This window comes from Sphingobacterium puteale (assembly GCF_003627955.1).
Classification (GTDB): domain Bacteria; phylum Bacteroidota; class Bacteroidia; order Sphingobacteriales; family Sphingobacteriaceae; genus Sphingobacterium; species Sphingobacterium puteale.
Genome location: NZ_RBWS01000001.1, coordinates 590,364 through 615,663, shown reverse-complemented (window position 1 = coordinate 615,663; position 25,300 = coordinate 590,364). Strand labels below are relative to the sequence as shown.

Annotated in this window: 21 protein-coding genes; 6 read left to right on the top strand and 15 right to left on the bottom strand. The window is 41.5% G+C overall.

Annotated features, from left to right (window positions below; translation table 11 throughout):
* Positions 1-20: 20 nt before the first annotated feature.
* The 5 genes from D7322_RS02260 to D7322_RS02235 form a co-directional block, all read right to left on the bottom strand.
* Positions 21-569, bottom strand: a complete 549-nt coding sequence (locus D7322_RS02260; RefSeq protein ID WP_121120892.1) for a YcxB family protein — start codon at positions 567-569, stop codon at positions 21-23.
* A gap of 77 nt (positions 570-646) precedes the next feature.
* Positions 647-1,504, bottom strand: a complete 858-nt coding sequence (locus D7322_RS02255; protein WP_121120890.1) for a nucleotidyl transferase AbiEii/AbiGii toxin family protein — start codon at positions 1,502-1,504, stop codon at positions 647-649.
* A complete protein-coding gene (locus D7322_RS02250; RefSeq protein WP_121120888.1) occupies positions 1,501-2,139 on the bottom strand; it encodes a type IV toxin-antitoxin system AbiEi family antitoxin domain-containing protein in 639 nt (212 codons plus the stop codon). Before D7322_RS02250 ends, D7322_RS02255 begins: the two co-directional genes overlap by 4 nt.
* 200 nt (positions 2,140-2,339) lie before the next feature.
* Positions 2,340-4,028 (bottom strand): HEPN domain-containing protein, encoded by a 1,689-nt coding sequence (locus D7322_RS02245; protein ID WP_121120886.1) that lies wholly within the window; start codon positions 4,026-4,028, stop codon positions 2,340-2,342.
* Between the two features lie 693 nt (positions 4,029-4,721).
* Complete coding sequence (locus D7322_RS02235; protein ID WP_121120882.1) at positions 4,722-5,498, bottom strand: hypothetical protein; 777 nt, start codon at positions 5,496-5,498, stop codon at positions 4,722-4,724.
* A gap of 108 nt (positions 5,499-5,606) precedes the next feature.
* On the opposite strand from D7322_RS02235, the gene D7322_RS02230 reads away from it, so the two are divergent.
* The 3 genes from D7322_RS02230 to D7322_RS02220 all read left to right on the top strand — a co-directional run bounded on the left by D7322_RS02230 (position 5,607) and on the right by D7322_RS02220 (position 8,258).
* Positions 5,607-6,020, top strand: coding sequence for a hypothetical protein (locus tag D7322_RS02230; protein WP_121120880.1), 414 nt, complete (start codon positions 5,607-5,609; stop codon positions 6,018-6,020).
* Between the two features lie 200 nt (positions 6,021-6,220).
* Positions 6,221-6,592 (top strand): hypothetical protein, encoded by a 372-nt coding sequence (locus D7322_RS02225; RefSeq protein WP_121120878.1) that lies wholly within the window; start codon positions 6,221-6,223, stop codon positions 6,590-6,592.
* Between the two features lie 445 nt (positions 6,593-7,037).
* Complete coding sequence (locus D7322_RS02220) at positions 7,038-8,258, top strand: SH3 domain-containing protein (RefSeq protein WP_147430280.1); 1,221 nt, start codon at positions 7,038-7,040, stop codon at positions 8,256-8,258.
* Positions 8,259-8,380: 122 nt separating this feature from the next.
* Here D7322_RS02220 and lipB read toward each other — a convergent pair whose 3' ends face one another.
* The 10 genes from lipB to D7322_RS29170 all read right to left on the bottom strand — a co-directional run bounded on the left by lipB (position 8,381) and on the right by D7322_RS29170 (position 21,010).
* Complete coding sequence (lipB, locus tag D7322_RS02215) at positions 8,381-9,076, bottom strand: lipoyl(octanoyl) transferase LipB (protein ID WP_121120874.1); 696 nt, start codon at positions 9,074-9,076, stop codon at positions 8,381-8,383.
* Between the two features lie 58 nt (positions 9,077-9,134).
* Positions 9,135-10,325, bottom strand: coding sequence for a GTPase HflX (gene hflX / locus D7322_RS02210; protein ID WP_121120873.1), 1,191 nt, complete (start codon positions 10,323-10,325; stop codon positions 9,135-9,137).
* 530 nt (positions 10,326-10,855) lie between these two features.
* The gene (recG, locus tag D7322_RS02205) at positions 10,856-12,961 is read right to left on the bottom strand and encodes an ATP-dependent DNA helicase RecG (protein WP_121120871.1); all 2,106 of its coding nucleotides are present in this window, start codon (positions 12,959-12,961) and stop codon (positions 10,856-10,858) included.
* A gap of 36 nt (positions 12,962-12,997) precedes the next feature.
* Positions 12,998-13,696 (bottom strand): hypothetical protein, encoded by a 699-nt coding sequence (locus tag D7322_RS02200; RefSeq protein WP_121120869.1) that lies wholly within the window; start codon positions 13,694-13,696, stop codon positions 12,998-13,000.
* A 44-nt stretch (positions 13,697-13,740) separates the two neighbouring features.
* On the bottom strand, positions 13,741-14,151 hold the full coding sequence (locus D7322_RS02195) for a hypothetical protein (protein WP_121120868.1): 411 nt from the start codon (positions 14,149-14,151) through the stop codon (positions 13,741-13,743).
* A gap of 211 nt (positions 14,152-14,362) precedes the next feature.
* A complete protein-coding gene (locus D7322_RS02190) occupies positions 14,363-16,033 on the bottom strand; it encodes a SusD/RagB family nutrient-binding outer membrane lipoprotein (RefSeq protein ID WP_121121267.1) in 1,671 nt (556 codons plus the stop codon).
* Between the two features lie 10 nt (positions 16,034-16,043).
* A complete protein-coding gene (locus D7322_RS02185) occupies positions 16,044-19,106 on the bottom strand; it encodes a SusC/RagA family TonB-linked outer membrane protein (protein WP_121120866.1) in 3,063 nt (1,020 codons plus the stop codon).
* A gap of 460 nt (positions 19,107-19,566) precedes the next feature.
* The gene (locus D7322_RS02180) at positions 19,567-20,478 is read right to left on the bottom strand and encodes an EamA family transporter (RefSeq protein WP_245971230.1); all 912 of its coding nucleotides are present in this window, start codon (positions 20,476-20,478) and stop codon (positions 19,567-19,569) included.
* Between the two features lie 3 nt (positions 20,479-20,481).
* Positions 20,482-20,868, bottom strand: coding sequence for a RidA family protein (locus D7322_RS02175; RefSeq protein ID WP_121120864.1), 387 nt, complete (start codon positions 20,866-20,868; stop codon positions 20,482-20,484).
* 10 nt (positions 20,869-20,878) lie between these two features.
* On the bottom strand, positions 20,879-21,010 hold the full coding sequence (locus D7322_RS29170; protein WP_317125717.1) for a DUF6728 family protein: 132 nt from the start codon (positions 21,008-21,010) through the stop codon (positions 20,879-20,881).
* A 249-nt stretch (positions 21,011-21,259) separates the two neighbouring features.
* Here D7322_RS29170 and nagA point away from each other — a divergent pair, with 249 nt between their 5' ends.
* The 3 genes from nagA to D7322_RS02155 all read left to right on the top strand — a co-directional run bounded on the left by nagA (position 21,260) and on the right by D7322_RS02155 (position 24,966).
* Entirely contained in the window at positions 21,260-22,366 is a 1,107-nt protein-coding gene (gene nagA, locus D7322_RS02170; RefSeq protein WP_245971229.1) for an N-acetylglucosamine-6-phosphate deacetylase, read from the top strand.
* Between the two features lie 208 nt (positions 22,367-22,574).
* On the top strand, positions 22,575-24,197 hold the full coding sequence (locus D7322_RS02165; protein ID WP_121120860.1) for a glycoside hydrolase family 10 protein: 1,623 nt from the start codon (positions 22,575-22,577) through the stop codon (positions 24,195-24,197).
* Between the two features lie 214 nt (positions 24,198-24,411).
* Complete coding sequence (locus D7322_RS02155; RefSeq protein ID WP_121120856.1) at positions 24,412-24,966, top strand: acyl-CoA thioesterase; 555 nt, start codon at positions 24,412-24,414, stop codon at positions 24,964-24,966.
* Positions 24,967-25,300 lie beyond the last annotated feature (334 nt).

The window sequence follows — 25,300 nt, the reverse complement described above, 5'->3', positions numbered from 1 at the left end:
TCGCTGCAGCGTTTTCGAACTTATTTCCATTTCCAGTCTAGCTCCTCCTGATAGGCGATATGAAGGCGTTGGCAGAGCTTTGTCAGAAAAGCTTTAAATTCGGCGGTATCTTCGATCTGCTGTTTTGGGAAAAACAGTTGATCAGCCATTTTCAGTTTGATAAAAAAAGCGAAAGCCGTTTCGGTCATATATTCAAACTGATCGTATTGATATTTGGACTCCATTTGTGTGCTTTTGATCTGGAGATAATTATCTTCAAAGCTGATTGTGTGTAGAATACCGATCCGATTCTGGAATTCGGGGCTTTTGACATATTTGGTGAAATAGCGCTTATAGTATATACCGAGATATTTCGGAAAAAACAAAAAGGCGATTGCACTTAAAACAATAATCAAAATGGCCAGTTGACGTTCATAATAGAAAAACGGGATGGCCAGTATCAGCATGAGCAATATAAATATGAATCGCGATGTTTTGCGTGCTTTGGCTATTTGGGGTGATTTGGACATACTGAACAATAATGCATCCAGTTGATCTTGCTCGGAAAGGGTTAGTTGAAGTTCTTTCATAATTTAAATATATTAAATTGGTAAGATAACTGGAAATGGTATTATGTTGTTAAGTGGTCAAGTATTATTGTTGCATGTTAAGAGTTATTAAACCTGAGTTGTTGAATTAGTTGTATAAAATATTCCCGACTCCAGATATCAAGAACAGTATGATCTGGAATAAATCTTTCTATGTCTTCTTTTACATTCTTAATATCTACTGTCTCTATTTTCTTCTTCAGGAGATCCAATATGTCTTCTTTTGAGATCGAAGATCCTTGCCAATCACTTGTGTCTTTGGCGCGTAATAGAAAATGATCGATATCTAAGGGAATCCTTTTTTTTATATACCATTCTAAATCATACCAGTCTCTGCCCTTTACTCTATTTTTCCATTTTCGAAACAATAATGCATGCATCTTGCCAGCAAACAAGCTCGATAAAGTAAAACACTTAACATAAAAAGAGAACGGACGAAGCAAAAGCTTTTCTTCTGTCACAAAACCTAAAGGAGGTTTTTTATCAACTTCTATCTTTATTTTGATACTCGGCATGTTGGTGAGGCCCAATTGGGGAATCACCTCTTCTAACACTAATTCTTTCCAAACTGTGTCGGATTTAAGGAAGGCAGATTCTACTGATGAGATCACAGATTTCTTTTTTTCATTTATGCTGACCGTCATCCCTAAAGCTCTAAATTCACTTGTGACTGCCTCGAAATAAGGTTCAAGGGAAAAACCTGGGTCTATCGCTAAAAGCGAAAAATCGAGATCTTCTGAGTACCTATCTAGCTGATAAAATATACGAAGTGCCGTGCCGCCATAGAATGCAGCCTTTTCAAAAAAGCCAGATCTTTGAAGTCCTGCGAGTGCAATCTCTTGCATGATTTCGCGAATTGCATCATAGGTCTGTTGTTGGGTCTGGGGATTATATTCTTGTAGCCATTCTTTGATCATAAGCTGTATAGGGTTTTTATTAGCATTTTTATGCTATTTTTTTTTGGCAAATTATCAATCCAATTGGATATTTCAGATAGGTCGAGTTCTTTAAGCTTTTCTTCCTCCATTCTCATATCTTCGATTAAGAAATCTATCACTTGGTTGGTGCTGCGCAAAAGTATCCCAGAAGTTGTAATTATTTTGTCGCATATCGCCTTTTCTGGTGACCCAATCATAATGGATTGTTTTGGAGTGAGCTGTATGGTTTTTAGTCCAAATGAATAGTGAGGGAAGTCGGCATGTGTGAAACTAAATCTACCTATTTTTGTATTGAAAACGCGTGTGTTTTTAATTGTTATAGAACTGGTTTCATATACCCTTTCAGGTATATAGCCCCAATAGGAAAGAGCGGACTCCATAGATATATAGCTTGGGCCCCATAGGTGATTTGCAATTAAAAATAATTCTGGAGCGGCAACTTTACTTTTTGGACCGGGTACATAGAGTCCTCGCTTTACAGTAGTTAATAGTTCCGATTTTACGAGTTCATTTATTTTGTCGTTGGGACGTTTAAAATCTTTAAGGATAGACAAAATCAGTTGTCGTGTAATCGGTTCCTCGCTATAATTATTTAAAACCTCTCTGAGCTTCATTTTGTCAAATATTTATATAATAATCGGAAAATTTCCGATTATCTGCAAATAATTTGACATATATTTTTAGTAGATTACTGTTTTCTGCCAAACAAATTGTGTCTTTTGAAGAATCCCAAAGGAATTTTTAGATGGAACATCTTCAGCAAGAGATTGGAAGGACATAAAAAAAAATCTAGATGGTCTATACGCTTAAACTTTTATTCTATTTTCTCCACCTGAATAGCGCTTGAGATCTTTCCAAAGTAATCTTCCATCTCTTGGTTACATCTTTCGATAAACAGCTTTGTAAGTTCCTGTAATCTTATAATGGCGAATGGGTCTCCTTTATAATTGGCGTTATACCTAAATTCCTGTTGGGCTTTGATAATTTCTTTAAAGAGTTTAACGTGGTCGCTGTTGTTCAGACAGAAGGTCGCGTGCGCTTCGGGAACAATTAACCGGCAGAGATTCATTAAAAAAGGAAGACCTACAGATTGAGGTTTGTATTGAAGGATTGTACTGATAACACCGAGGCAGATTTGTTCTAAAGCCTGTGAGAGGGTGAAATATACTGCTTCGACACCACTAGGCCAGCCTTCTTCATAAGATAGATATAAGCAACGGGCGTTCTTGTAGCGACTGTCCCATTGCTTGCGTGCATACTCCAAGTCAAGTTGAGGAACAGCGATGCTGTCAGGTTTGATATTTTCAATTATCGCATTTCGAAACCAGATATCACCGACTTTTACGAGGGATAGAAAGAAAGGATGGCCTTTGGACAGTTTTTTGATAAAGTGTGCTGTTTCTTCGGTGACCAAGGTCAGCGACACATTTTTCGGCAAGAGATCCATTGTCTGTTGTTGCAGGTTGGCGAGGTCAGTATTTAGGCTATCATACGCAATAAAGAGGTAGTAAGCATGCGTTATCTGATCTTCTTTATTATTTTGGAGCAGGCTATTGTACTTATGTTGATCCGAATAATAACCGAAGCAGGCAACTAAGGAAGGGGTGCAATATAACTCCAACGTATTTAATATTAGATCGCGGTAGTTACTGTTACATTTATTTGTGTTGTAAATAACAATGTTATTTTTGGATTTTTCAGTCTCCTTGTGCTGAATTTCTTTCTTGCTAAGTTTTTCTCTGATTTCTTCGAATAAAAGATTGGAGTAATCGTAGATCCAGTTTAAAGCGTTTATGGCAATTTGGTAAGCTGTTTCTAATAGACTTTTGTCGATCGTATAATCTTGATTGTAACGATAACCAACATAGGCATCATCAATCTTTTCAAGTGCTTTTTTTTCCTCTTCGCTGTCTATCAATTTGGCCAATTTAGAATCAAAAGTTTTGAGATGGGCTATGGTACCTCTAAGTGAATGTGATTTCCTTTCATCGTTTAAGAGAAGTTTTTCTGCGGTTCTTAGAGAGAGTTCGATGGCCTGATGGAGCATAAAGGCTGCATGTGCATGGTTGTTACTATCCAGATAGAAAAAGTGTCCATCTATAAACGATCTGATTTTACTTTTCTCTTGATCGATATATGATCTGGTTCTTTCGATAACCTCAGCTGGAGCATATTGGGGTAATACAAGAGGTATTTCTTGAGCAGGATTTTGATAAATGCGATTTTCTGATTGATAAATAAGATAGGTACGGCCCAATCCTTGGTCGAGTTTCTTTTGAATCTCATGGGTGAAGTGTATTTTGACGTATAGGTCTGGGTGATTCTTGATGATCTTGTTAATCGTGCCGAGAGGATCTATGCATCGAATTGCTGTATTTGACAAGCGATTAATCTGAAGTATTTGATATTTCTTGCCATCGTTGGTATAAGTCCATTGGTAGATTTCATCAACGGCAATAGCGCGAAGGATAGCTTCGATGATTGGAGTGAGTTCGGTGTTCATAATCGATTGGTTTGGTGTTGTGGTTATTAGTCTATTTTTCCTTCATTTAGATGTATGGTTCTCAAAGCAATTGGGAGATCGGAGAGTATCTCTTGAAGGGGTATGAGATCTTCTGAATAACTTAAAAAAGTGCAACTAAAACTTGGGTCTAAGTAGGAAAAGAGGAGTTCGTCTATAGCAGTATGCCAGTCTTTGTGACTTTGATAACTAAACATTTTCGTCAAAAAATCAGGAGGATATACCCCTTCGAGATAATTACAGGAGCAATCAATCTCGTCGCTATGGTTTGGAAGAATATCTTTTATATTCTTTCTTCTTAATCCGGATTTGTTAAATATCAGCCAAGCAAGATCGATAGCTTTACCGAGTTCTAGATAAGTATGCGTCGAGTTAAAATCCTTACAGCGGATCTCTTTGCATAAACACATGTTGATAAAATGCAAGAAATTTTTACTACAGTTTCTTTTATCCTCTGAAAATTTTTTGAGCGTCAACAAGTGGTTATCGAATTGACTTTTACGGAGGTGTCTGCATTCTCTCCATGTTATTTTTCTACTTTTCTTTTTCATCTTCTTAGGTTATTTGTTTATCAACTATTTATTGATTGAGGTATTATTCATAAGTATTTATTTTCACTTGTATTCATGAGCTCGTTTCACTCGGTTTTCGGTGGCTCAAGCGGAAGTGATAGGATCAGATTTTATCGTTTAAGTCGCTGTTTTCGCTTGCAGGAACTTCTGATGTCTCCAAACTTTGGTTTTCATCTATTTCATTGCTATTTTCCTGTGCTTCTTTTTGAGCATATTTTTTATCAATACTTTCTTCAATGATTTGCCGTAATATAGTTTTCTTTTCGGTAGACTGATGAGGTTCATCAGTTATAGCTTTTACATAGGAAGGGACATTCAGGGATATTCCCTCATCTTCATAGATATAGTGTAGGGCGAATGCGAGGCGAATCAGCAATTCTCGTATGGCAATAATTTGATCACCAAAATATTCGTAGCTCCCTGAATCGGGCACCGTTAGATAATGCATGATATCATCCATGGTTTCATACCATTTTTGCAGAGATTGATAGGAGAAAAACTTACTTATGGTGTCCGCAGGAGCTACATGTCCGTTGGTGGTAAATTCCAGTTTAAAAAGGTAGTTGTGGTAGTCTTCTTTTGTGGCAAAGAAATCTAATGGGGCTTCTTGTATTGGAAGTTGACATTGGTGAAAAATTACATAAGCTGCTTCAATCTGTTTGATCATCTGTTTGCAATGATACCCGTTTTCAGCGAAGTTGCGATCTGCCATTTCGGGGACAGTTGCAGCGTTGACAAAAAGCTGAATATGATTCATCCAATAAATAACATTTGTTTCATAGCGATAGAAATCCCTGATATAGATCATTGGATTTTTGACTACATCCTTGCTTAAATAGCGAAAATGTTTCGCTTTTAGTTTCTTTTGCGTATTTTTCATGCTAGGAAATGTTTTTGGTTAAATATTGTGTTTATAATTATCATCTGTTAAGCTAATTTAAGAACTATATTTCATCAAAACAAATTTATAATATTAAAATTTTCGGAAATGAGTTCTATTTTGAAGAGAATTAAGATTGTTTCAGAAAAAGAGGGGATAAGTGTGTCCGCTTTAGAAGCATCAATCGGGGCTAGTAAGGGTGTTTTTACACGCGCACTGGCGAATAATACTGATGTTCAAGCTAAGTGGTTAGTCAATCTTGCTGAAAAATATCCCAAATATTCATCAGAATGGTTATTGAGAGGGGAGGGGGAGATGCTTAAGCCCGTTTTAGTGAAGGAAGATGAAGAAACGTATCTAACACCTGAATTGGAGACAATCACGAATGGGGAGATTAATACGTTAAAACAATTGATCGCTTCTCAAAATATCACTATTAAATCTCAGGAGAAGACAATTATGTCTTTGGAGAGATTATTGTCATCTTTGGAACATGAGATTGAATCGCTGCGGAATAAATAGATTCTAACAGGAAATTTGAGTTTTCTTATCGGAGACGGGAAGCTAATGGGCTATTTTTTTCATGGAAATAACTCGTACAATCGTTTGGGATCAATACACATCTGTGAATCTCGTCTTTTGCGGAGATAAACTCCTTCACAAATTGGAAATTTGGTTTGCGGTTTGGTTTAAAATAATAGCGTCTTAAAAATAGAATAATTGTGAACGTAAAAGAACGTGTATTGCTGATCGCTGAAAAAAAGGGCATCAGTAAAACTGAATTTTTTAAAGATGTGGAGCTTTCCTATGCAAATTTTAAGGGCGGTCAGAAAAATACGGCCCTCAGTTCGGATGCAATGATTGCGATATTGACCCGCCATCCGGATATTAGTCCTGCCTGGCTATTGATGGGGGAAGGTAAAATGATGCGTACTGTGGAATCCGTTAACCCAGGTCCACAGATTGCAGCGACAAGTTCCGAAGATTCGTCAGTTTCCAAACAATTGGTCGCCGCACTGGAGCAGACGATCAAAGCGCAGGAAAAGACCATTTCCGCCTTGGAGGGACAGGTGGAACTGCTGAATCGCAAGTAAGAACCTGGAGAGATACTGCGTTAGCTCCGATGAGCATTCTTTTTCTCCAACAGAGATATTCTTTACCCCAAGAGCCTTTAAAACAACAATTATCTTTTCTTTCCGAAGAATTAACAGCGTGCTCAAATGAAAATGCTGCTGTTGTCATCATGTTTACTTGTTAAAATTGGGATTGTGTAACTTATGCTTCGATGCAAAGATAGGAAAGCTATTTTTCGTTAGTAAAACCACTTCGTTATAGAAATCGGGACGGATAGATTCTACGTTCGCGAAATAGCTGATTATAGCGATTTCCTTGGCCTTCTTTTTGCCTATTTTTGCTAAGTATCGGAAGATGCTATTATTCGTCTAAAAGGTTGAGCTACGCTGCTCGCAGCGATGGTTTTCAATAGGTTTAGCCGACTTTGATGGATATCTGTATTGCTATTTAAAGAAATAAAGCTATATGTTTAGAAAAGTAGTACTCCTGTGCTGTATCCTATACAGTTGTTTTGTGAACCGAAGCATGGCGCAGCCAGCGGGCGAACGGCCGGTGTATGCTTCCAAGTGGGGTTATCTCTATCGGGAGGCTGGGGAGAACAATGATCCTTTGGGGATATTCGCCACCGAAGCCCCCGTTTATCTGCTCGACTCGACCAATAGGCAGTATAAGGTGCAGGTCAGCAATGGCGATATCGGCTTTATCGACCGGCAGCCGCTAAAGACATTTATGGACGGGGAAAAATCTGCGGACGAACCTGCACAGTATTTTTATCGCGGTGTTGAAGGTCATCAATGCCCGCATTATTACGTACAGGTGTCCGAACTCCGTGTCCGTAAGGCGCCGACAACGACAAGCACCGCTGTGCGCCGCGCACCGCTTAATGAGTTGCTGTGCATTGATTATGTCCCTTTATATACCGACGGCTGGGTGTATATCGGCGATCATTTTCATGAGAACCCTGAATATGTGCAATTGAAATTTTTAGGTTCCGCTCTGACTTACGATAAAGTACTGAAAGATTATTTGACGGTAAAAGGTAAGGATCAAGAAAAAGAACTGGTTCAGGTGGGAAGATTGCGGGAACTGGCCTGGCGGGAAGAGAAAAACTTAAAACAGGCCTTTTCCTATTGGAAGGAATCTTATGCAGCCTATGGGGTGAATAATCCGAAAGTCGATATTGATTTTGAATTGCTGCTGGCCAGCAAGCTGGATAAAAAGCCGGATTTTGACACGTATGAAAAAAAGATGAAGGCGTTGAACTTACATTTTATCTGGAAAGGGATATCTCTTATTGACGGAGAAATCAAAGATGCCCAGATGAATCAATTAAAGATGCAACGTGTTGCCGAGATACCGGATATGCCTGAATGTGGCTGGGAACCGCGCTACTATTATAAAACCCCGAATATGATCGTGGCATTTGAAGAGAATTACAAAAAGAAAGTTGTTGGAACGGTTTATAAGCTATATTTTACGGATGGTGAAATCTTGGTGATAGGCAATGAACGCATGGATGCCAATTACACTGAAAGGGATTTTATCAATCATTTTGGTGATATGGTCTCCGCAAATATGATCGAGGAGCCGCATGTATATCGTCTTCAGAATGGCGATGCAGGGCAACTGATCATCACCTTCAAAGATGGTAAACTGTATAGCTACGATTGTATGTACTATTGTTAATCGCAGCATAGGGGACTAAAGAAATAAATGGATTACTAAAGGATTTCCTATTTTTAAGGATAGCATAAACGCGCAAGGACCTGCTCAATACAGGTCCTTGCGCGTTTATTGTTGTTTCTGATCTATATAATTGACATTTCAAAAAGTCTGGCAATGTGTCCGCGAAGTTTTTCCTTCACGTCGTCCATATCCACTTCTTGGCCAAGTTCCCGCTTCAATGAGGTCACGTCCTTGTCGTCGATACCACAGGGGATAATATTGTTAAAATAGTCCAGATCTGTATTGACGTTAAATGCAAAGCCATGCATGGTGACCCAGCGTGAGGCGCGCACGCCCATCGCACAGATCTTGCGGGCCGTGGGTTTGTCCGGTTCGATCCAGACACCCGTAAATCCGGGGTATCTGCCCGCCGGAACACCATAATCGGCGCAGGTCAGGATGATCGCTTCTTCCAAGGTCCTTAAATAAAGGTGAATATCGGTAAAGAAGTTGTCGAGGTCCAGAATCGGATAGCCGACAATCTGACCCGGTCCATGGTAGGTGATATCACCCCCGCGGTTGATCTTATAGAACTTTGCTTCTTTTTCTTCCAGACCTTTCTCATCCAGGAGCAGGTATTCTTCGTGCCCGCTTTTTCCTAAGGTATAGACATGGGGGTGGGCTGTGAAAATCAGGTAGTTTGGCGTGTCTGTCGTCGTCGCATTGACCCGATTGTCGTGTTTGATATCTAATACTCCTTTGAAGATGGACTCTTGTCTGTCCCAGGCTTCCTGATAATCCACAAGTCCCCAGTCTTGGAACTGCACCACTTTATTCATTGCTTATTTTTTTAAGAAGACGGATCGTCAGAAACGATCCGCCATCATGTTAGTCAAATTAATACAACAGATTGTTGTATGGGTAACGTTCATTGTGCATCTTCACGATGATATCGTAAAGGGTCTGTTTGAACTCTTCGATATTTGTCTTGTTTGTCGCAGACAGGAAGATCGCCGGATCGGAGTTTTTCGCCATCCATGAATTGCGGAAATCGTCCAATGTAATCTCTACCTCTTCACCATCGTGTCCCTCTTCAACAGCCGGTTTGTACAGGTCAATTTTGTTGAACACTGTAATAACGGGCTTATCTAAAGCTTTCAGATCTTTCAATGTCTCATTCACCGCCTGTATGTGGTCTTCAAAGTTAGGGTGTGAGATATCCACCACGTGGATCAGCACATCTGCTTCTCTGACTTCATCCAATGTAGATTTGAAACATTCCACCAGGTGATGCGGTAATTTGCGGATAAAACCTACCGTATCGGACAGCAGGAACGGAAGGTTGTCGATAACGACCTTACGTACCGTAGTGTCAAGCGTTGCAAAAAGTTTGTTCTCGATCAATACGTCAGATTTGGAGATCATGTTCATGATCGTTGATTTACCGACGTTTGTATAACCCACCAGCGCTACGCGGATCATCTCGCCACGGTTTTTGCGCTGGGTTTCATTCTGCTTGTCGATCGCGCGCAGTCTTTCCTTGAACAGCGAAATTTTGTCCAGGATAATCCGTCTATCGGTTTCGATCTGCGATTCACCGGGACCACGCATACCGATCCCCCCACGTTGACGCTCCAAGTGGGTCCACAGGCGGGTCAATCGGGGTAATAGGTATTGCAGCTGTGCAAGTTCGACCTGAGTTTTTGCCTGTGCAGTTTTTGCATGTCGGGCAAAGATATCCAGGATCAGATTGGAACGGTCCAAGATCTTGCGTTTGAGTTCTTTCTCGATGTTGCGCAATTGGGAAGGGGACAACTCATCATCAAAGACAACAATGTCAATCTCTTCAGCTTCGACATAGGCTTTGATCTCTTCAAGTTTTCCACTGCCGACAAATGTCGCTCTATCCGGAAAAGCTAATTTCTGTGTAAACATGCCTTTGGTCTCGCCACCGGCTGTCTGTACGAGAAATTCAAGTTCTTCCAGATATTCCTTTGCTTTTGCCTCAGTCACGCCCTGCGTGATCACACTGACCAAGACGGCTGTTTCGGGTTTTATTGCTGTATCGTGTATTTTAATTCTGGCCATTTTGTCCTATTAAGTATATTAAGTGAAGTAGGTAGGTCACTAAGCCGCACACTGCGATCTATTGCCTATATCTTGTTATACGTTCACTTTTAATTATTGTTTTGAAAAGGTAAATTTAAGAATTTATGCGTTTGTACACCAAATAAGATGGGCACCTAAATAGGACATAATTCTTCATTAACCAATAAGTCTCTTGTGATTTGCTTACCAGGGCAACTCAAAATAAGTAAGCGGTCGGTCGCCATCTTTTGCCTAGTAAAAGAAGGGGATATTTTCTATATCATGTTCATAATGATGCAAAAATAAATAATTTTGATTTTATATACAAGCGAATTGATGATAGATAGTCTATTAGCTGGCGGCGGCGATCTTTTTCTTGATTTTGATAAACAGGTTTCACTGGTAAGGGCATATCTTCGAACTGAGTTATCCTAGTTTGTTGAAGCGTTTTCAAACAGCATTGAATGGACTCCTGAATAAAACAAGTGATGGATGGGGTTTAAGCTTGTCAATGGCCGGCTGGCCGATGATCAGGAGATTTTGTCCCAGGCAATGCCATCTGATTTCCGGGCCAAAAAGCTCCGGAGCAAGTAGTTTTTTTCGCTTTGCAGCATAGGGTCTTCTTTGAATATGGCAATGACGGTGTTTCTGCATTCGGTCAATAAGGCCTGGTCTGTCGCCAGATTGGCCATCTTAAGGTCGAGCACGCCGGACTGCTGTGTGCCGGAGATATCACCTGGGCCACGTAGCTGTAGGTCAACTTCGGCAATCTCAAAACCGTCATTGGTCCGCACCATGGTGTCCAGCCGGAGGCGGCCTTCTTTGCTGAGCTTATTTCCTGACATGAGGATACAGAAAGACTGTTCGGCGCCACGGCCCACACGTCCCCGCAATTGATGTAGCTGGGAGAGACCAAACCGTTCGGAGTTTTCAATGACCATAACCGAGGCATTTGGGACATTGACCCCAACTTCAATTACCGTTGTTGCCACCATGATCTGCGTCTCGTGTTTTACAAAGCGCTGCATCTCAAAATCTTTATCTTTCACAGGCATTTTGCCGTGTACAATACTGATCTTATACTGAGGAAGTGGGAATTCGCGCTGCAAATTCTCCAGGCCGGCCTCCAAATAGATCAGATCGAGTTTTTCACTTTCTTTGATCAGTGGATAGACGAGATAGACCTGTCTGCCTTTGGCGATTTCTTCACGCATAAAGCCAAACATCCGTAGGCGGGAGCTCTCAAAGAAATGGACGGTTTTAATAGGCTTACGTCCGGCCGGAAGTTCGTCGATCACTGAAATGTCGAGGTCACCATACATGGTCATCGCCAAGGTCCGGGGAATAGGCGTAGCTGTCATCACTAGCATATGGGGTGGGATGACATTCTTGCGCCAGAGCTTGGCGCGCTGCTCTACACCAAAGCGGTGTTGTTCATCGATCACGACGAAGCCAAGATTCTTAAATTTTACCTTATCTTCAATCAGTGCATGGGTGCCGATCAGGATGTCGAGTGTACCTTCTTCGAGGGCCTGATGGATCAGTCGGCGTTCTTTGGTGCTGGTCGATCCTGTGAGCAGCTTGATGCTGACGAGATCATCGCCGACGAGCTGTTTGAGCCCCTGGTAGTGCTGTGTGGCCAAAATTTCTGTGGGTGCCATCATACAGGCCTGAAAACCGTTGTCCACGGCGAGCAGCATGCTCATCAGGGCAACCACGGTTTTGCCAGAGCCTACATCACCTTGCACCAAACGGTTCATCTGCGCCCCAGTATTGGTATCGATACGGATTTCTTTAATAACGCGTTTCTGCGCCCCGGTCAATGGAAACGGAAGACGTTCGTTAAAAAAAGTATTAAACTTTTCGCCTACTTTGTTGAAGCGTTGCCCCCTGAATTTCTGTGTGTTCAGCTGCTTATTGTTGAGCAGTTTGAGCTGGATGAAAAATAGTTCTTCAAATTTGATCCGCTTGATCGCCTGATTCAATTCCTTTTGGTTGCTCGGGAAATGAATGGAGGCCAAAGCCTGCTGGTGAGAAACCAGTTGATGTTTTGCGATTATTTCCTGGGGGATCGTCTCAGCGATACTCCGAAACACGGCTTCCAATGCGGTCTGTTGCAGACGTTGGATGCCCTTGGTGTCCAGATTGAATTTTTTGAGTTTCTCCGTAGATGAATAGACCGGCTGTAGGCTCATATTGCCCGCTTGCTTGACCTGCGGATTGTAGAGGTCCATTTCGGGATGGGTAATGGACAGCTGGCCGTTGAATTCACTGGGCTTGCCATAGATAATATAGGCCGCACCTACTTTCAAAGACTTTTGGAGCCAAGGAATGGACTGGAACCAGACGAGCTCCATGGAACCTGTTTCGTCCTTGAATGAGCCGACGAGGCGTTTGGTCCTTTTCTCACCCACGAGCTGTAGGGAAACCAGCCGCCCCAAAACCTGTGCTGCCATCATATCGGGGTGCAGCTTCCGTATCTTGTGGAATTCTGTACGGTCGATGTAACGAAAGGGATATTGGGTCAACAGATCTCCAATGGTAAATACCTGTAACTCTTTTTTGAGTACATCTGCCTTTTGGGGACCTACACCTTTGAGGTATTCTATTGGGGTAATTAAACTTAATTCAGCCATTCTTCTCGAATGGCTAAAATACGAAAAATTTAATTTTTACGATTTATATACTTCTACAATAGGTTTTCCATCCTTGCATTGTACTGGTTTCGCCATATTTGGGCAGTCCCCCTGACACGTTGTTTTGTCGAGCCGGAGTTTGTTTTCCATTAAGCGGTTGTATATACCTATTTTTTCTACCATCTCTTTTGACCGGATGGTTTTGTGGACAGCTATACCTTCCATGCAACAGCCTGTACGTAAAAAATGGCTGGTCCAATCGTTTGGATTTGTACAGGTTACGTCTTTATAGAATTCTTGTAGCTCTTTATATCTTTTAGGTAGTTCGGCGTTGATTTCCTCGATGGAAAGATTATGCGCAAAACGCATTACGGCTTTTCCGTTATCACAGAGTTTTTCCAAGGGCGGGTTGGGGGGAAGAGGGTCTAATGTAGCAGCGTAAATACCCTCGCGTTGAGCCGCTTTCTGTTGTTGGCTCTCCAGACGATCCAGTTCTTGTAGCAGTTTTTCGAATTGGTTTTTCAGGGAAGAATGGACTAGATAATAGCTGGAGTGTTCTATAATTTCAAATTCATTGATATTTGTACACGAGACAGATTCGAGCAACGTGCTGATTTCCTGTGTTTTTTTATTGACTTGCTCAGACCAATATTCATACGATTTAGAACTGTCTTTAGAGCAGGCAAGGAACAGTATCAATCCAATAATCGGAAGGCTAAATATTATTTTTTTCATATTTGGTTAATTTAGGTTTGTAAAGTTTTCTGTTTTGAATTGGTTTATTCGTACTTGATCATGGCCTTTCCTTCCTGACAGATGACATCAAGTGGTTTTCGATAGGGAATGCAATTGATTCTTGGCGCCATCATGGGCTGGTATATTTCCATCAGCTTATTATAATCATTGATCATGTTCTGTAAAGTTGTCTTATCAACAGAACGGTGGTAGGGGATATGACTGGTGCCACATACAGTCTGAATATCTATGATTTTCCAATCCTCGGTATCGGTACATTCTTTTGGATTGGCCAGCGCAATAATCTTACTGTATTTTTCATTTGAGAGTACCTCCAGTTCTTTTTCGGTTTTTTCTTTATAGGGATTGTCCAGATGAGATTCGGATTTGCATACGACAAATAGCATCGTACAGGCGAGCAGGGAGGTAATACCCAGGACGGACAGATTTTTCATAATCGCATATTTGGTTTTTTGAATGAACGGGCAATCTGGAAGGAGCGCTACAGGGATAGATAAAAATTCTCATTAACGTGATTTTTTGGAATGCCATGTATATTGGAACATGCTAAGCCATATTGGCTTTGGAGGTGGATCAATGGAGCAATCATAAAAAAGGCGGCTTAACCAAAAGGTTAAACCGCCTTAGTATAGGAAAAAATTCCGTTTAGAAATTTCCTTTGGCAACATCCCACCACAGGCGTGTCCCACCATTGTCTGGGCCACCTAATAGGGCAATTGCTTTCTGTACTTCGGCCGCATTTGTATTGTATTCATTTTGCGAGAATGGTAGTCGACGAATCTGTATTTTCGTGTCGATCAGGTCTGCACTATTGTTTACAACGACAGGGAACAGGCGAGGATATCCTGTACGGCGGAATTCACTCCATGCTTCCTGTCCTTCCGGGAAGATAGCTAACCATTTTTGTGTAATGATGCGCTCCAATTTTTCTTCATTGGTCGCAGCATCGTTCCATTTGATCGTTAATGCACTCGGCGAATCGGCATTGTTTTTTGCATTGTACGGGTCTACATAGGCTGCTGCTTTGCTTGTGTTGTCATTTAAATACGTGCTTAGGCCTGATGTAACTCCCCATTGCCCAAATGAAGTTTCAATTCCTTTTTCATAAAGAGATTGTGCTGTACCACCTGCATTTGCCCAGCCTCTTAAGGCTGCTTCAGCACGCAAGAAGTAAACTTCGGCAGCCGTCATCAACATCGGCGCTGTGCTTGCGGTAAATGAAGGAGTATTACCTTCCGTATTTAACGCCGAAAGCTTTTGATAGCGTGTTTTGTCAATGCCATCACCTCCGATGCGTATGCCTATATATTTACCTTGAACATTTGCCAGCGCAGGATCCTTTTCAACAGGAGACATATACTTTGAGATTCTTGGATCTTTTAGTCCCTCCATGTAAGCTGAAAGCGTAGCGTTGATGCGGGTATCCGCCCAATTTTTAGAAATAAACCAAAGGGGGTTGCTAAATGTGCCATCGGTAGGTACAGTAACTTTAAAGTTTTCGGTATTATTTTCCAGTAGCCCTCCATTTGTCGCATTTAATGCTTTTTCTCCCTGCGTTTTTGCTAATTGTGGGTCTATTTTGACAATACGCATAGCAAGACGCAAACGAAGTGAATTTGCAAGTTTAAGCCAGTTCTTAAAGCGTGTCTGGTTATCCATATTTGGATAAACTAAATCTATTGCTTCTATTTTATCTGTCATTGGACTTTGGGCGTCGAAAGCTTTCAAAGTTTCCACAGCCTGATCTAGCTCGGCGAAGAAAGCGGCATAAATATCCGATTGTTTATCATAAGGAATAATTTCATCAGATGTTCCGACTTTGGTATAAGGAATGGGGCCGTACACATCGGTAACCCGGCTGGCAGCTTCCACTTTGATGACTTTTGCGGCGGCACCAAGTGCAGGATAGGTTTTGTCCAATCCATTTTTTTGTAATCTGTCCACAGCCTTGATCACGTTAAGATAGAGAACTTTAAATGTTTCACCATTCCAGCCGTTTGTTAACGCATAATTAAGGTTGCTTCGGTTTCCGAAGGGATTGGGTGACATAAAATAGCCTGAATAAACGTCGGCGTTGAGGTTTTGTTGTACCTGGAAAGAATTGGGGTCGCCACCACCAGAAAAATTATAAATGGCCATTTGTGCCGTCTTAAAGAAGATTTCCAAATCTTTTCCGTCAGCAGCAAGATCACCATCTGTCAGGCCTAAATTATTTTTGTTGTAATCGTCAAAATTTTTGGTACAGCTGCTTAAGGTTCCTCCAATGAGTAAACCGGCAGCAATAAACTTGCTTATATTGTTGAATGTATATTTCATGTCTGTATTCTTAAAAAGTTGCATTTAATGTAAGGCCGTAGTTGCGTGTTGCAGGCATCATAAAGATGTCAACACCACTTAATGAGTTGCCTGTGGACATGGTTACTTCAGGATCGAAAGGCGCTTTTTTGGTAATATAGAATAAGTTCCTTCCTACAGCATTGACACGAAGTTTTTTGAAGAAGCTATCTTTGATATTGAAGTCGTAGCCTACAGTCAGTTCACGTAAACGTACGACAGTACCATCGTAGATATACTGGCTGCTCACAGGAGACATACCGCCGGTAGATTCATACCAGGCTTGTGGATCTACGGAAGTTACAGCAGCTCCTGCGGTTGTAACGCCGTTGATGGCAACGTGCCCATTTGCCCGAGCATCACCAGTCGCTTTTGATACGCCATATCCATCAAGTAAAGCCTGTGTTACGGACATGACCTCATAATCAAATTTACCATCAATAAGGAAACTTAGATTGAAGTTTTTATAGCTAAAGGTATTGTTCCAGCCCATTTGCCAAATTGGATTTGAATTTCCAAGTTTAACATATTGTGAGGTTGTCTGCGGTTTACCTGCAGCGTCAACAAGGATCCGCCCTTGGTCATCTTTCACGAAATCTAAACCATAAATATCTCCAAAAGATCCACCAACCTTAAATTTTGATGCATAGTTACCAAAAAGCCCGTCCCCTGTAAGGGCAAACTCGCTTACACGATCATCGAGTTTAACAATCTTGTTTTTATTATACGTAAAATTCAGGCTGGTATTCCAGGTGAAATTATCGTTTTTAATCGCATCCAATGATACCAATGCCTCGACCCCTTGGTTTTGAATGTCTCCGGCATTGATTGCATATTGGTTATAAAGAGAGGCTTGATTCGCTGCAATCTTAAAGAATTGATTTTTTGTGTTCGTTTTGTAGTAAGTCACATCTACATTCAAGCGGTTGTTCCACATACGCCATTCCGTACCAATTTCTAATGAATGCGTTTTCTCAGGTTTTAGACTTTTAAGAAAAGAGATGTCATTTAAAGTCAATACAGCATAGGGACCCAATGAATTTGTCAACAGTGTAGTGTATGGCGGGAGATCATTACCTACTATAGCATAAGATCCACGTACTTTCGCCATATTGATAAATTCAGGCATATTCAATTTATCATTCAGTACTACGCCCAGACCAACAGATGGATAGAAGAAAGATTTTGTGTCGGTGAATGCTAAGGTACTGGACCAGTCATTACGGGCTGTTAGGTCAAGGTAGAGCCATTGATCGTAAGACAAGTTTGTGCTTGCAAATACCGACTGTAATTGTCTGCGGTTATTGGAGAGACCTGTTGGTGTTGGTGTTTTGGAGTTCTGGATAATGAACTGATTGGGATACTCCAGCCCCGCAGTTCCGCTCGTATAATTGACACCTTCTGTTTTCCAGTCGGTGATACTCGTTCCGACAAGTCCTGTAATCTGAAATTTGTCGTTAACATGGAAATTCATGTTGGCGATCAAATCTCCATATTGTTGTGTGATCGTTGTATTGGTATAGTTGTAGCCGCCATTTGGTCGTGCCAGGATACTCTGCGTGCCGGCATATGCTTTTCTGTCCCAGACCTCACTTGTGCGGTCAACACTTCCCCGCGCCTGTACACTGATCCAGGGGGCAATTTGGTATTTTGCGCTACCATTTAACAGAAGCCTATTCCTTTTTGAACTGTTTGGGTTTCTATTGACCACCCACCATGGATTTTGTTGCGTCGTTTGATCATCAACCAGCGTATACCAATTTTGGTCGTAAAGATTCCGGCTGCTATTGAAGGTTTCAAATTGTTTGTAGTTAGCGATATCTAGATTTCTCGGCAGTAAATATAAACCAACTATAGGGTTGTAATAAAATCCGGATGTGGGTGCATTATCCAGTTTTTGTGTAATATAATTGGCACTTCCTTCCACAGTCAGTTTATCATCAAAAAACTTTGCGCTTTCTTTCAGATTGAAATTATGACGCATCAGATCGTTTTCGGGTACTATTCCCTTAGCTAGGGTATTGGCATAAGAAAAATAAGTTTGATTTTTTTCGTTACCGCCAGATAGTGTCAGCGAGTTTGTGAAATTACTTCCTGTACGGAAAAACTGGCCTGTATTGTCATAATTGGTCCCATCAGTTTTGCCTCCCCAGCTTGAGACGCTGGTATTATCGTTTTTTCCACCTGTTCCCTGTCCATATTGGTTTTGGAACTTGGGTAATGATACGGGTTGTTCAATTTGTGCACTTGAAGAGAAGTTGACAACTGTACGCCCCTGTTTTCCAGATTTGGTGGTAATCAAAATGACACCATTAGCGGCTTGGCTACCGTATAATGCTGCTGCGGAGGCACCTTTTAGCACGGAAATATTTTCTACATCTTCAGGATTGATCAGAGCAATTGGATCCCCGCCATCGCGCTCTCCACCAAAAATATTTCCCGGTTGTGTTGCCAAGGTTTGGTTATTGATCGGAACACCGTCGACAACATAAAGTACCTGGTTGTTACCGGAGGCGGATTTGTTACCACGTAAAACGACTTTTGCCGAACCTCCCGGGCCCGAAGAACTGGAAGCGATATTGACACCCGCTACCTTACCGTTTAGGTTGTTGGCCAAGTTGGTGCTTTTTACCTTGTTCAGTTCATCCCCGTTGACCTGTTGGGTAGAGTAAGTCAATGATTTCTGTGCGCGGCTGATACCGAGTGCGGTGACAACAACACTTTCTAGCTGTTGCGTCTGCTCATCCAGACTTACTGTAACGGTGGTTTCACCCGGTCCGAGTGTAACGGTTTTATTTTCGTAACCAATCGTGCTGATATTCAGGACACGATTTTTATCGTCAACATTGATCTGAAATGCCCCTTTGCTGTCTGTAGAACTGGCTGTTGAGGTACCTAAAACTTTGATTGTAGCACCCACAAGTGGAGCTTTTGATTTAGCGTCAACAACCGTCCCTTTCACTTGGTTGCTTTGTGCATGGAGTAAAGATGCTGAAAAAAGCATTGTCGGAACAATACTCAGCATCCTTAGTGTAGTGTATAATTTGTTATTCATATAGTATATGTGTTATATTCAGTTTTTTATATACATATTTTCATAACAGAAGTTATTTTCCGCAGTAATGGGCTAATTCCATTTAGCATGTCGGTTAGGAAAAATGTATTGAATATGAATGGAAAGCAAAATCAGTGATTATGGTATGCTATTCAATACAGAAGTGATAGGAGCAAAAGGAGGTGTGATTCCCCTTAAATTGTGCACTAATTTACTACTGTTGATGAAAAATCAAAAATTTTGGTAAACAAAGTTGATACAAATGTGAAGAGTTGTTTTGTAAGTTGTTGTCTGTGAGACGAATGTGTTTTGTCATTTTTTGTTCCTTGCTGGAAATGTATCCTCCTTTGAAAGGAAAAGTGAATAATCTGGCTTATTACCATTGCAATTAATGGTGATAAGCCAGATTATTTATAATAATTTAATTCCGGGTGTAGTTGATCCTTGGTTAAAATTTACTTTAATTTTTCCTGGTCTGGCGGAAATTGATACTATTGAAAAGGACGATGGCCATCAGTATAATTCCATACGCCAGATATTTGATGAAGGGAACAGGCTCCTGAAAATAGGTTGCTGCCAAGGTGAAGGCAATGATTGGATTGATGTATAGCAATACACCTGTGGTGGTAGAGGAAATACCAATCAAGGCGTACATACTCAGAAATAGTGGGATAATGGTAAATATAACTGCAATCAGTATTATTGTACCCCAAAAGACAGGATCTGTGGGGATCTCATGATGATTATAGATCAGTTTGGGTATAACAAATAGTGCACAGATTGTCAATTGGACAACTAACTGATTGAGTTTGTTAAAACCCGTAGACACGCGCTGTACGATAAGATAGAAGGCATAACAGGTGGCGATGGTCGCTGCCCATAGAACATCATGCAGCGATCCTTTGGCTAATAGGCAGACACTGCCAAATGCAATGAGGAGAGCCATCTTCTGAATCGGGCGCAGTTCTTCTTTTAAGATGAAGTAGGCTGCTGCCGCTGTAATCAAAGGGCAAGTCAGATAAGCCAGAGCTGCGGACTGGATGCTGATGTGGTTGACGGCATAAATATAGGTGAACCAGTTGCCGAAGATCAAAAGCGAGGCGAGCACGGTAAGGCCGGTCTGCCGAATTTTGCCCTTTTTTGAGAGCTCCCTGAATTTAAGAATATCCAAGCGCAGCGTCTCCCGTTGGAAAAGCAGGAGATAGAGCCAAAGTGCGGCCAGAGCCGTTACGATCCTAAAATAGAGAATATCCTCGGCAGGGTATTCCCGTATCCACCGAACGGGAATGGACATGAATCCCCAAATGAAGGGAGCCAAAAAAGCCGCGAAAAGATATTTTCCGCGGCTTACAGTTTCGTTGTTATTTTCCACGGATTAATCTTTCCAGGCGATCACCGAAATCTCGACATTGACATTCTTTGGTAATGTCTTCACCGCCACGCACTCACGCGCCGGTTGTGCTTCTTTGAAATATTCGGCATAAACATCATTAACGAGGCTAAAGTTGCCCATGTCACTTAAAAAGATGGAGGCCTTGACGACGTCCTGAAAGGTATATCCAGCATGTGTTAAAATGGCTTCCACATTTTTCAATACCTGATGTGCCTCATCTTTTACGCCGGAAGATACCAGTTCCATCGTCTCTGGAACAAGTGGAATCTGTCCGGAAACATAAAGGGTATTACCTGCTTTAATTGCTTGATTATAGGGGCCTATTGCCGCAGGAGCTTTGTCTGTATTGAAAATCTCTTTTTTTGACATGGTTACTAGTTTAGGATGAAAAAAATATTTTATAGATCAACCCCAATAAAAAGACAATAACAGCCGTTGCATTAATGATATGCATGGCTTTAATGCTGCCATTTGTGGGGCGATCGGCATTGCGCTTTCTGAAAAAGTACATGGAACTAAGTTACAACAGTAAATTAAAAAGTTAAAATTAAAAAAGTAAAAATTTTGGGATAGCGTAAAGACAAACCCTAACTTTAGCAAAGGAAGCGTACGCTGCAAGCTTTTACGTTCAGCAATGCCTGAATGTATAGGACCGAAACAGAGAGAAACCTGTTCCGGATCGGAAAGTGATATCAGGCTTTGAGTGAGGACGACAAACCAAAATTGGTGTGTCAAACAGCTTAACTTATACTAATTTTTGATGAAAAAAACAGCATTGATCGGCGGTAGGATTTATACCGGAACTGAAATTATAGCGCATAAAGCATTGCTTTTGGATGAAGGAAAAATTGTAGGGATCGTCGATGAGCAGGATCTTCCAGAGGGATATCAGCTGCTTGATGTCAAAGGGGCCAATGTTTGTGCCGGATTGGTCGACTTGCAATTGTATGGTGATGGAGAGGATCTCTATTCTGCCGAACTTAGTGTGGAGGCATTGGAACGAATCTCCAACGGACTGATCGATAAGGGGACCACTTCCTATATGATGACTTTGGCAACAAATACAATTCCGGTATTCAAAGAAGCCATTCGCGTTGCCGAGAACTATCACCACGATGCATTTTTAGGATTGCATCTCGAAGGGCCTTTTCTGAATGCAAAAAAACGTGGCGCTCATCCCGAAGAACTGATTATAGCGCCTACGAAGGAAAGGATCGAAGATCTGCTGCAGGGAAATAAAGTTGTCAGGATGATGACGATTGCCCCTGAATGTATTTCGGACGAGGTGCTGGCGTATTTGCAAGGTTACCAGCTGCTCCTCAGTGCCGGGCATAGTAATGCTACTTTCGAGGAGGGAACACATGGTTACGACTCGGGAATTCCAACGAGTACACACCTCTTCAATGCCATGTCACCGCTGCATCATCGCGAAGTAGGTTTGGTCGGCGCTATTTTTAATCATAAAAGTGCTTGCGCGAGCATCATTGTCGATGGGCATCATGTCAGCTTTGAAGCCGTGAAAATTGCCAAACGGCAGATGGGTGAGCGTCTATTTATGATTACGGATGCTGTGGCGGCATGCAGTAAGGGGATCTATCAGCATGTATTGAATGATGGCTATTACGCCTTGCCGGACGGAACCATTTCAGGGGCCGCAATTTCCATGTTTGAAGGAATCAGAAACTGTGTGGAACAGGTTGGAATTCCACTGGATGAGGCAATCCGGATGTCTACGACTTATCCGGCTAAGCTATTACAGAGAAGTGATATCGGGAATTTAAATGCGGGAAGCATGGCTAATGTCATCGTATTTACGGATGACTTCAGGCTGAAACATGTAATCTTTAAAGGGGAACTACGTTATTGATCGCCGAATAGCACGAGTTTCCAGATAGCATGGCTTCGTAAATTGAATCGGAATGCTTTGTAATCTGACAATGAAATCTATGCTTCCTCTTTTCATCCGATAGAAATATCTTCTTAAAGCGGATGGGCGACGGCTAAATTTCTTTTCTATTGAAATTTAGCTTAGTTTTGGGGTTAGTTTGAAAAAAAACATAATATTCTATAGCTTGATGAAACGTTCCTTATTATTTTTAACTACGGCACTCTTTCTTTTGTCTTCTTGTTCATCCAAGAAAAATAAAAAGCAAGAACCTGTAAATACGAACACCAACGTTGAAATTGTAAAAAAAGATCCCCCTTCGGTTCCGAAGCGAGAGCGGATGAAAAATACGATAGAGACAAAAGAACAGCCTGCGGTTGAAAAAAAGAAGGATGTCGTTGTTGATCTTCCACCTGTGCCCCGTGAGTTTCGTGCGGCTTGGGTAGCTTCAGTTGCCAATATCAACTGGCCGAGCAAAAATAATCTCAGCACCGCAGAACAACAGCAGGAAGCAATTGGTATTCTGGATTTTTTGAGGAATAATAATTTCAATGCGGTGATCTTTCAGGTACGTCCTTCGGCAGATGCCTTTTATAAGAGCGATCTTGAGCCATGGTCGTATTTTTTGACGGGAACGCAGGGGCAGGCACCCTCACCCTATTATGATCCTCTTGAATTCTGGGTTGAACAGGCGCACAAACGAGGAATTGAGCTTCATGTTTGGCTAAATCCTTATCGTGCGCACCATACTGCTGGTGGGGCAGTGACTTCGGCTTCGATGGCCCGTAAGATGCCAGAATCCGTTGTAAAGTTAAAACAGGGCTATTACTGGTTTGACCCGTCCAAACAATCGACACAAGATCATGCCGAACGTGTCGTGATGGACATCGTTAAACGTTATGATATTGATGGGGTACATTTTGACGATTATTTCTATCCCTATGCTGAATACAATGGTGGACAGGATTTTCCGGATTCGGACAGCTATAATGAGTTTAAACGCAATGGTGGTACCCTGTCACGTGGTGATTTTAGAAGAAACAGTGTGAATACCTTTATTGAGCGGATCTACAAGAATATCAAAAGGGAAAAAAACTTTGTGAAATTCGGTATCAGTCCGTTTGGAATCTGGAAACCTGGTTATCCTGCAGGTATACAAGGTTCAAGTCAATACGATATGTTATATGCAGATGCTAAACTATGGTTGAACAAAGGCTGGATTGATTATTTTGCGCCACAGCTTTATTGGCCTATCCAGCCGGCAAAACAAAGCTATACGGCTTTGTTGAAATGGTGGGAAAGTGAAAATACAATGGGCCGTCATCTTTGGCCGGGTATCAATACAGTCGGAAGGCGCGGACCGGAATATGTGCAGGAGATTGTCAATCAGGTCGCGGTGGCACGTAATATTCTGCCGGATAACCGCAATGGTGTGATTCATTGGAGTTTGGCCGGACTGAACAAAAATCCGGCGATGACCCAGGCGCTGGTGGATGGACCTTATCAAGCTAAAGCTTTGGTTCCGACAAGTCCATGGCTCAATGCAAACCCTTTGTTGAAGCCGACTTTGCTACTGACGCCACAAGGAAATAATATGTTCTTGAAATGGCAGCATCAGCAAGTCGATCAGGTTGCAAAATGGGTGTTGTATCTGAACTATGGTGGGCAATGGACGTATGAAATTCTGGAACCGGGTGTAACAACGAAAGATGTTCCGATGGTATTGAATAATAAAAAATTGCAATATGTTGCGGTTAAAGCGATCGACCGTTTGAGCAATGAAAGTCCTTATATTGCTGAAAAAATTAAATAAAGAGTTTTTTGTACTATTTGGAAAAGGGGTATCTGACATTTCGGATATCCCTTTTGCTTTTTTATATCTTATCGGATCATCTGATTCGTCTGACATGTGCTTCTATGCCGAATGGCGGAACGTATTTGTCTTTTTTAGATCACAAATGTTGGTGTTTGCTAAAACACAGTGATTTTGTTTTGAATTTCGATCTGTCCGGGGTAAATTTAGGGATATGGAAGAGATCTATAAAACCGTTAGTGACTCAGTTATCCGAATTTCACAGCTGATGTTGCCCTCCAACGCTAATTTCGGGGGAAAGATTCATGGAGGTTATATTTTGTCTTTGATGGATCAAATCGCTTTTGCGGTAGCCTCTAAATTTTCTGCACATTATTGCGTAACAGCTTCAGTGGGCAAAGTCGATTTTTTGAAGCCGATCGAGGTAGGGGAGCTGGTCACGTTAATTGCATCCGTTAATTACGTTGGCAATTCGTCGATGGAAGTGGGGATTCGAGTGGAGGCAATGAATATCCAAACCGGTGAAACAAAGCATTGCAACTCCTCTTATTTTACCATGGTCGCTAAAGATGAAACGGGTAAACCTGCCCGTGTGCCCCGGTTGATCCTGGAGACGGAAAAGGATGTGTTTCGATTTTATCGCTGTGTGGTCAAGATGGAAGTAGATAAAGAGCGTGATCGTGCTATTCATGATTTGGAGACAGATTCCGCCGAGCAACAGGCTTATATTAAAAAGCATTATGATGTGAAGATTAGCCTGGCGCATTAGGTCATTTTCTTCTACCATTCAAAGGCCCCGATATATTTAGTTTCTGTGCATTCGTTGCTTCCATCTGTCTTATAAAAAAATACATAAATGTGATACATCCCAACTTGTTGGGTTTTGCGTAAATCGACAGACCGTGACTTGTACTTTAGGCTATTATAGCTTTCATTTGTGAAGAAATTGCTGATTAAGATTTCTTCGGCATTATACAGAATTACCTAACAGCTGCTTGTATTGCAGCTGTACTGTGAAGCAATAGCTGCATCATATTCCCATGTGAGAAAAAATGTCCCATTCTTCGTATCAATGTCAAACGTAGAAGATGTGATCGGATTGG

Excerpts from the sequence above, each read along its gene's own strand:
- D7322_RS02260 (WP_121120892.1), bottom strand. The coding sequence starts at position 569 with ATGAAAGAACTTCAACTAACCCTTTCCGAGCAAGATCAACTGGATGCA.
- D7322_RS02255 (WP_121120890.1), bottom strand. The coding sequence starts at position 1,504 with ATGATCAAAGAATGGCTACAAGAATATAATCCCCAGACCCAACAACAG.
- D7322_RS02250 (WP_121120888.1), bottom strand. The coding sequence starts at position 2,139 with ATGAAGCTCAGAGAGGTTTTAAATAATTATAGCGAGGAACCGATTACA.
- D7322_RS02245 (WP_121120886.1), bottom strand. The coding sequence starts at position 4,028 with ATGAACACCGAACTCACTCCAATCATCGAAGCTATCCTTCGCGCTATT.
- D7322_RS02235 (WP_121120882.1), bottom strand. The coding sequence starts at position 5,498 with ATGAAAAATACGCAAAAGAAACTAAAAGCGAAACATTTTCGCTATTTA.
- D7322_RS02230 (WP_121120880.1), top strand. The coding sequence starts at position 5,607 with ATGAGTTCTATTTTGAAGAGAATTAAGATTGTTTCAGAAAAAGAGGGG.
- D7322_RS02220 (WP_147430280.1), top strand. The coding sequence starts at position 7,038 with ATGTTTAGAAAAGTAGTACTCCTGTGCTGTATCCTATACAGTTGTTTT.
- lipB (WP_121120874.1), bottom strand. The coding sequence starts at position 9,076 with ATGAATAAAGTGGTGCAGTTCCAAGACTGGGGACTTGTGGATTATCAG.
- hflX (WP_121120873.1), bottom strand. The coding sequence starts at position 10,325 with ATGGCCAGAATTAAAATACACGATACAGCAATAAAACCCGAAACAGCC.
- recG (WP_121120871.1), bottom strand. The coding sequence starts at position 12,961 with ATGGCTGAATTAAGTTTAATTACCCCAATAGAATACCTCAAAGGTGTA.
- D7322_RS02200 (WP_121120869.1), bottom strand. The coding sequence starts at position 13,696 with ATGAAAAAAATAATATTTAGCCTTCCGATTATTGGATTGATACTGTTC.
- D7322_RS02195 (WP_121120868.1), bottom strand. The coding sequence starts at position 14,151 with ATGAAAAATCTGTCCGTCCTGGGTATTACCTCCCTGCTCGCCTGTACG.
- D7322_RS02190 (WP_121121267.1), bottom strand. The coding sequence starts at position 16,033 with ATGAAATATACATTCAACAATATAAGCAAGTTTATTGCTGCCGGTTTA.
- D7322_RS02185 (WP_121120866.1), bottom strand. The coding sequence starts at position 19,106 with ATGAATAACAAATTATACACTACACTAAGGATGCTGAGTATTGTTCCG.
- D7322_RS02175 (WP_121120864.1), bottom strand. The coding sequence starts at position 20,868 with ATGTCAAAAAAAGAGATTTTCAATACAGACAAAGCTCCTGCGGCAATA.
- D7322_RS29170 (WP_317125717.1), bottom strand. The coding sequence starts at position 21,010 with ATGTACTTTTTCAGAAAGCGCAATGCCGATCGCCCCACAAATGGCAGC.
- nagA (WP_245971229.1), top strand. The coding sequence starts at position 21,260 with ATGAAAAAAACAGCATTGATCGGCGGTAGGATTTATACCGGAACTGAA.
- D7322_RS02165 (WP_121120860.1), top strand. The coding sequence starts at position 22,575 with ATGAAACGTTCCTTATTATTTTTAACTACGGCACTCTTTCTTTTGTCT.
- D7322_RS02155 (WP_121120856.1), top strand. The coding sequence starts at position 24,412 with ATGGAAGAGATCTATAAAACCGTTAGTGACTCAGTTATCCGAATTTCA.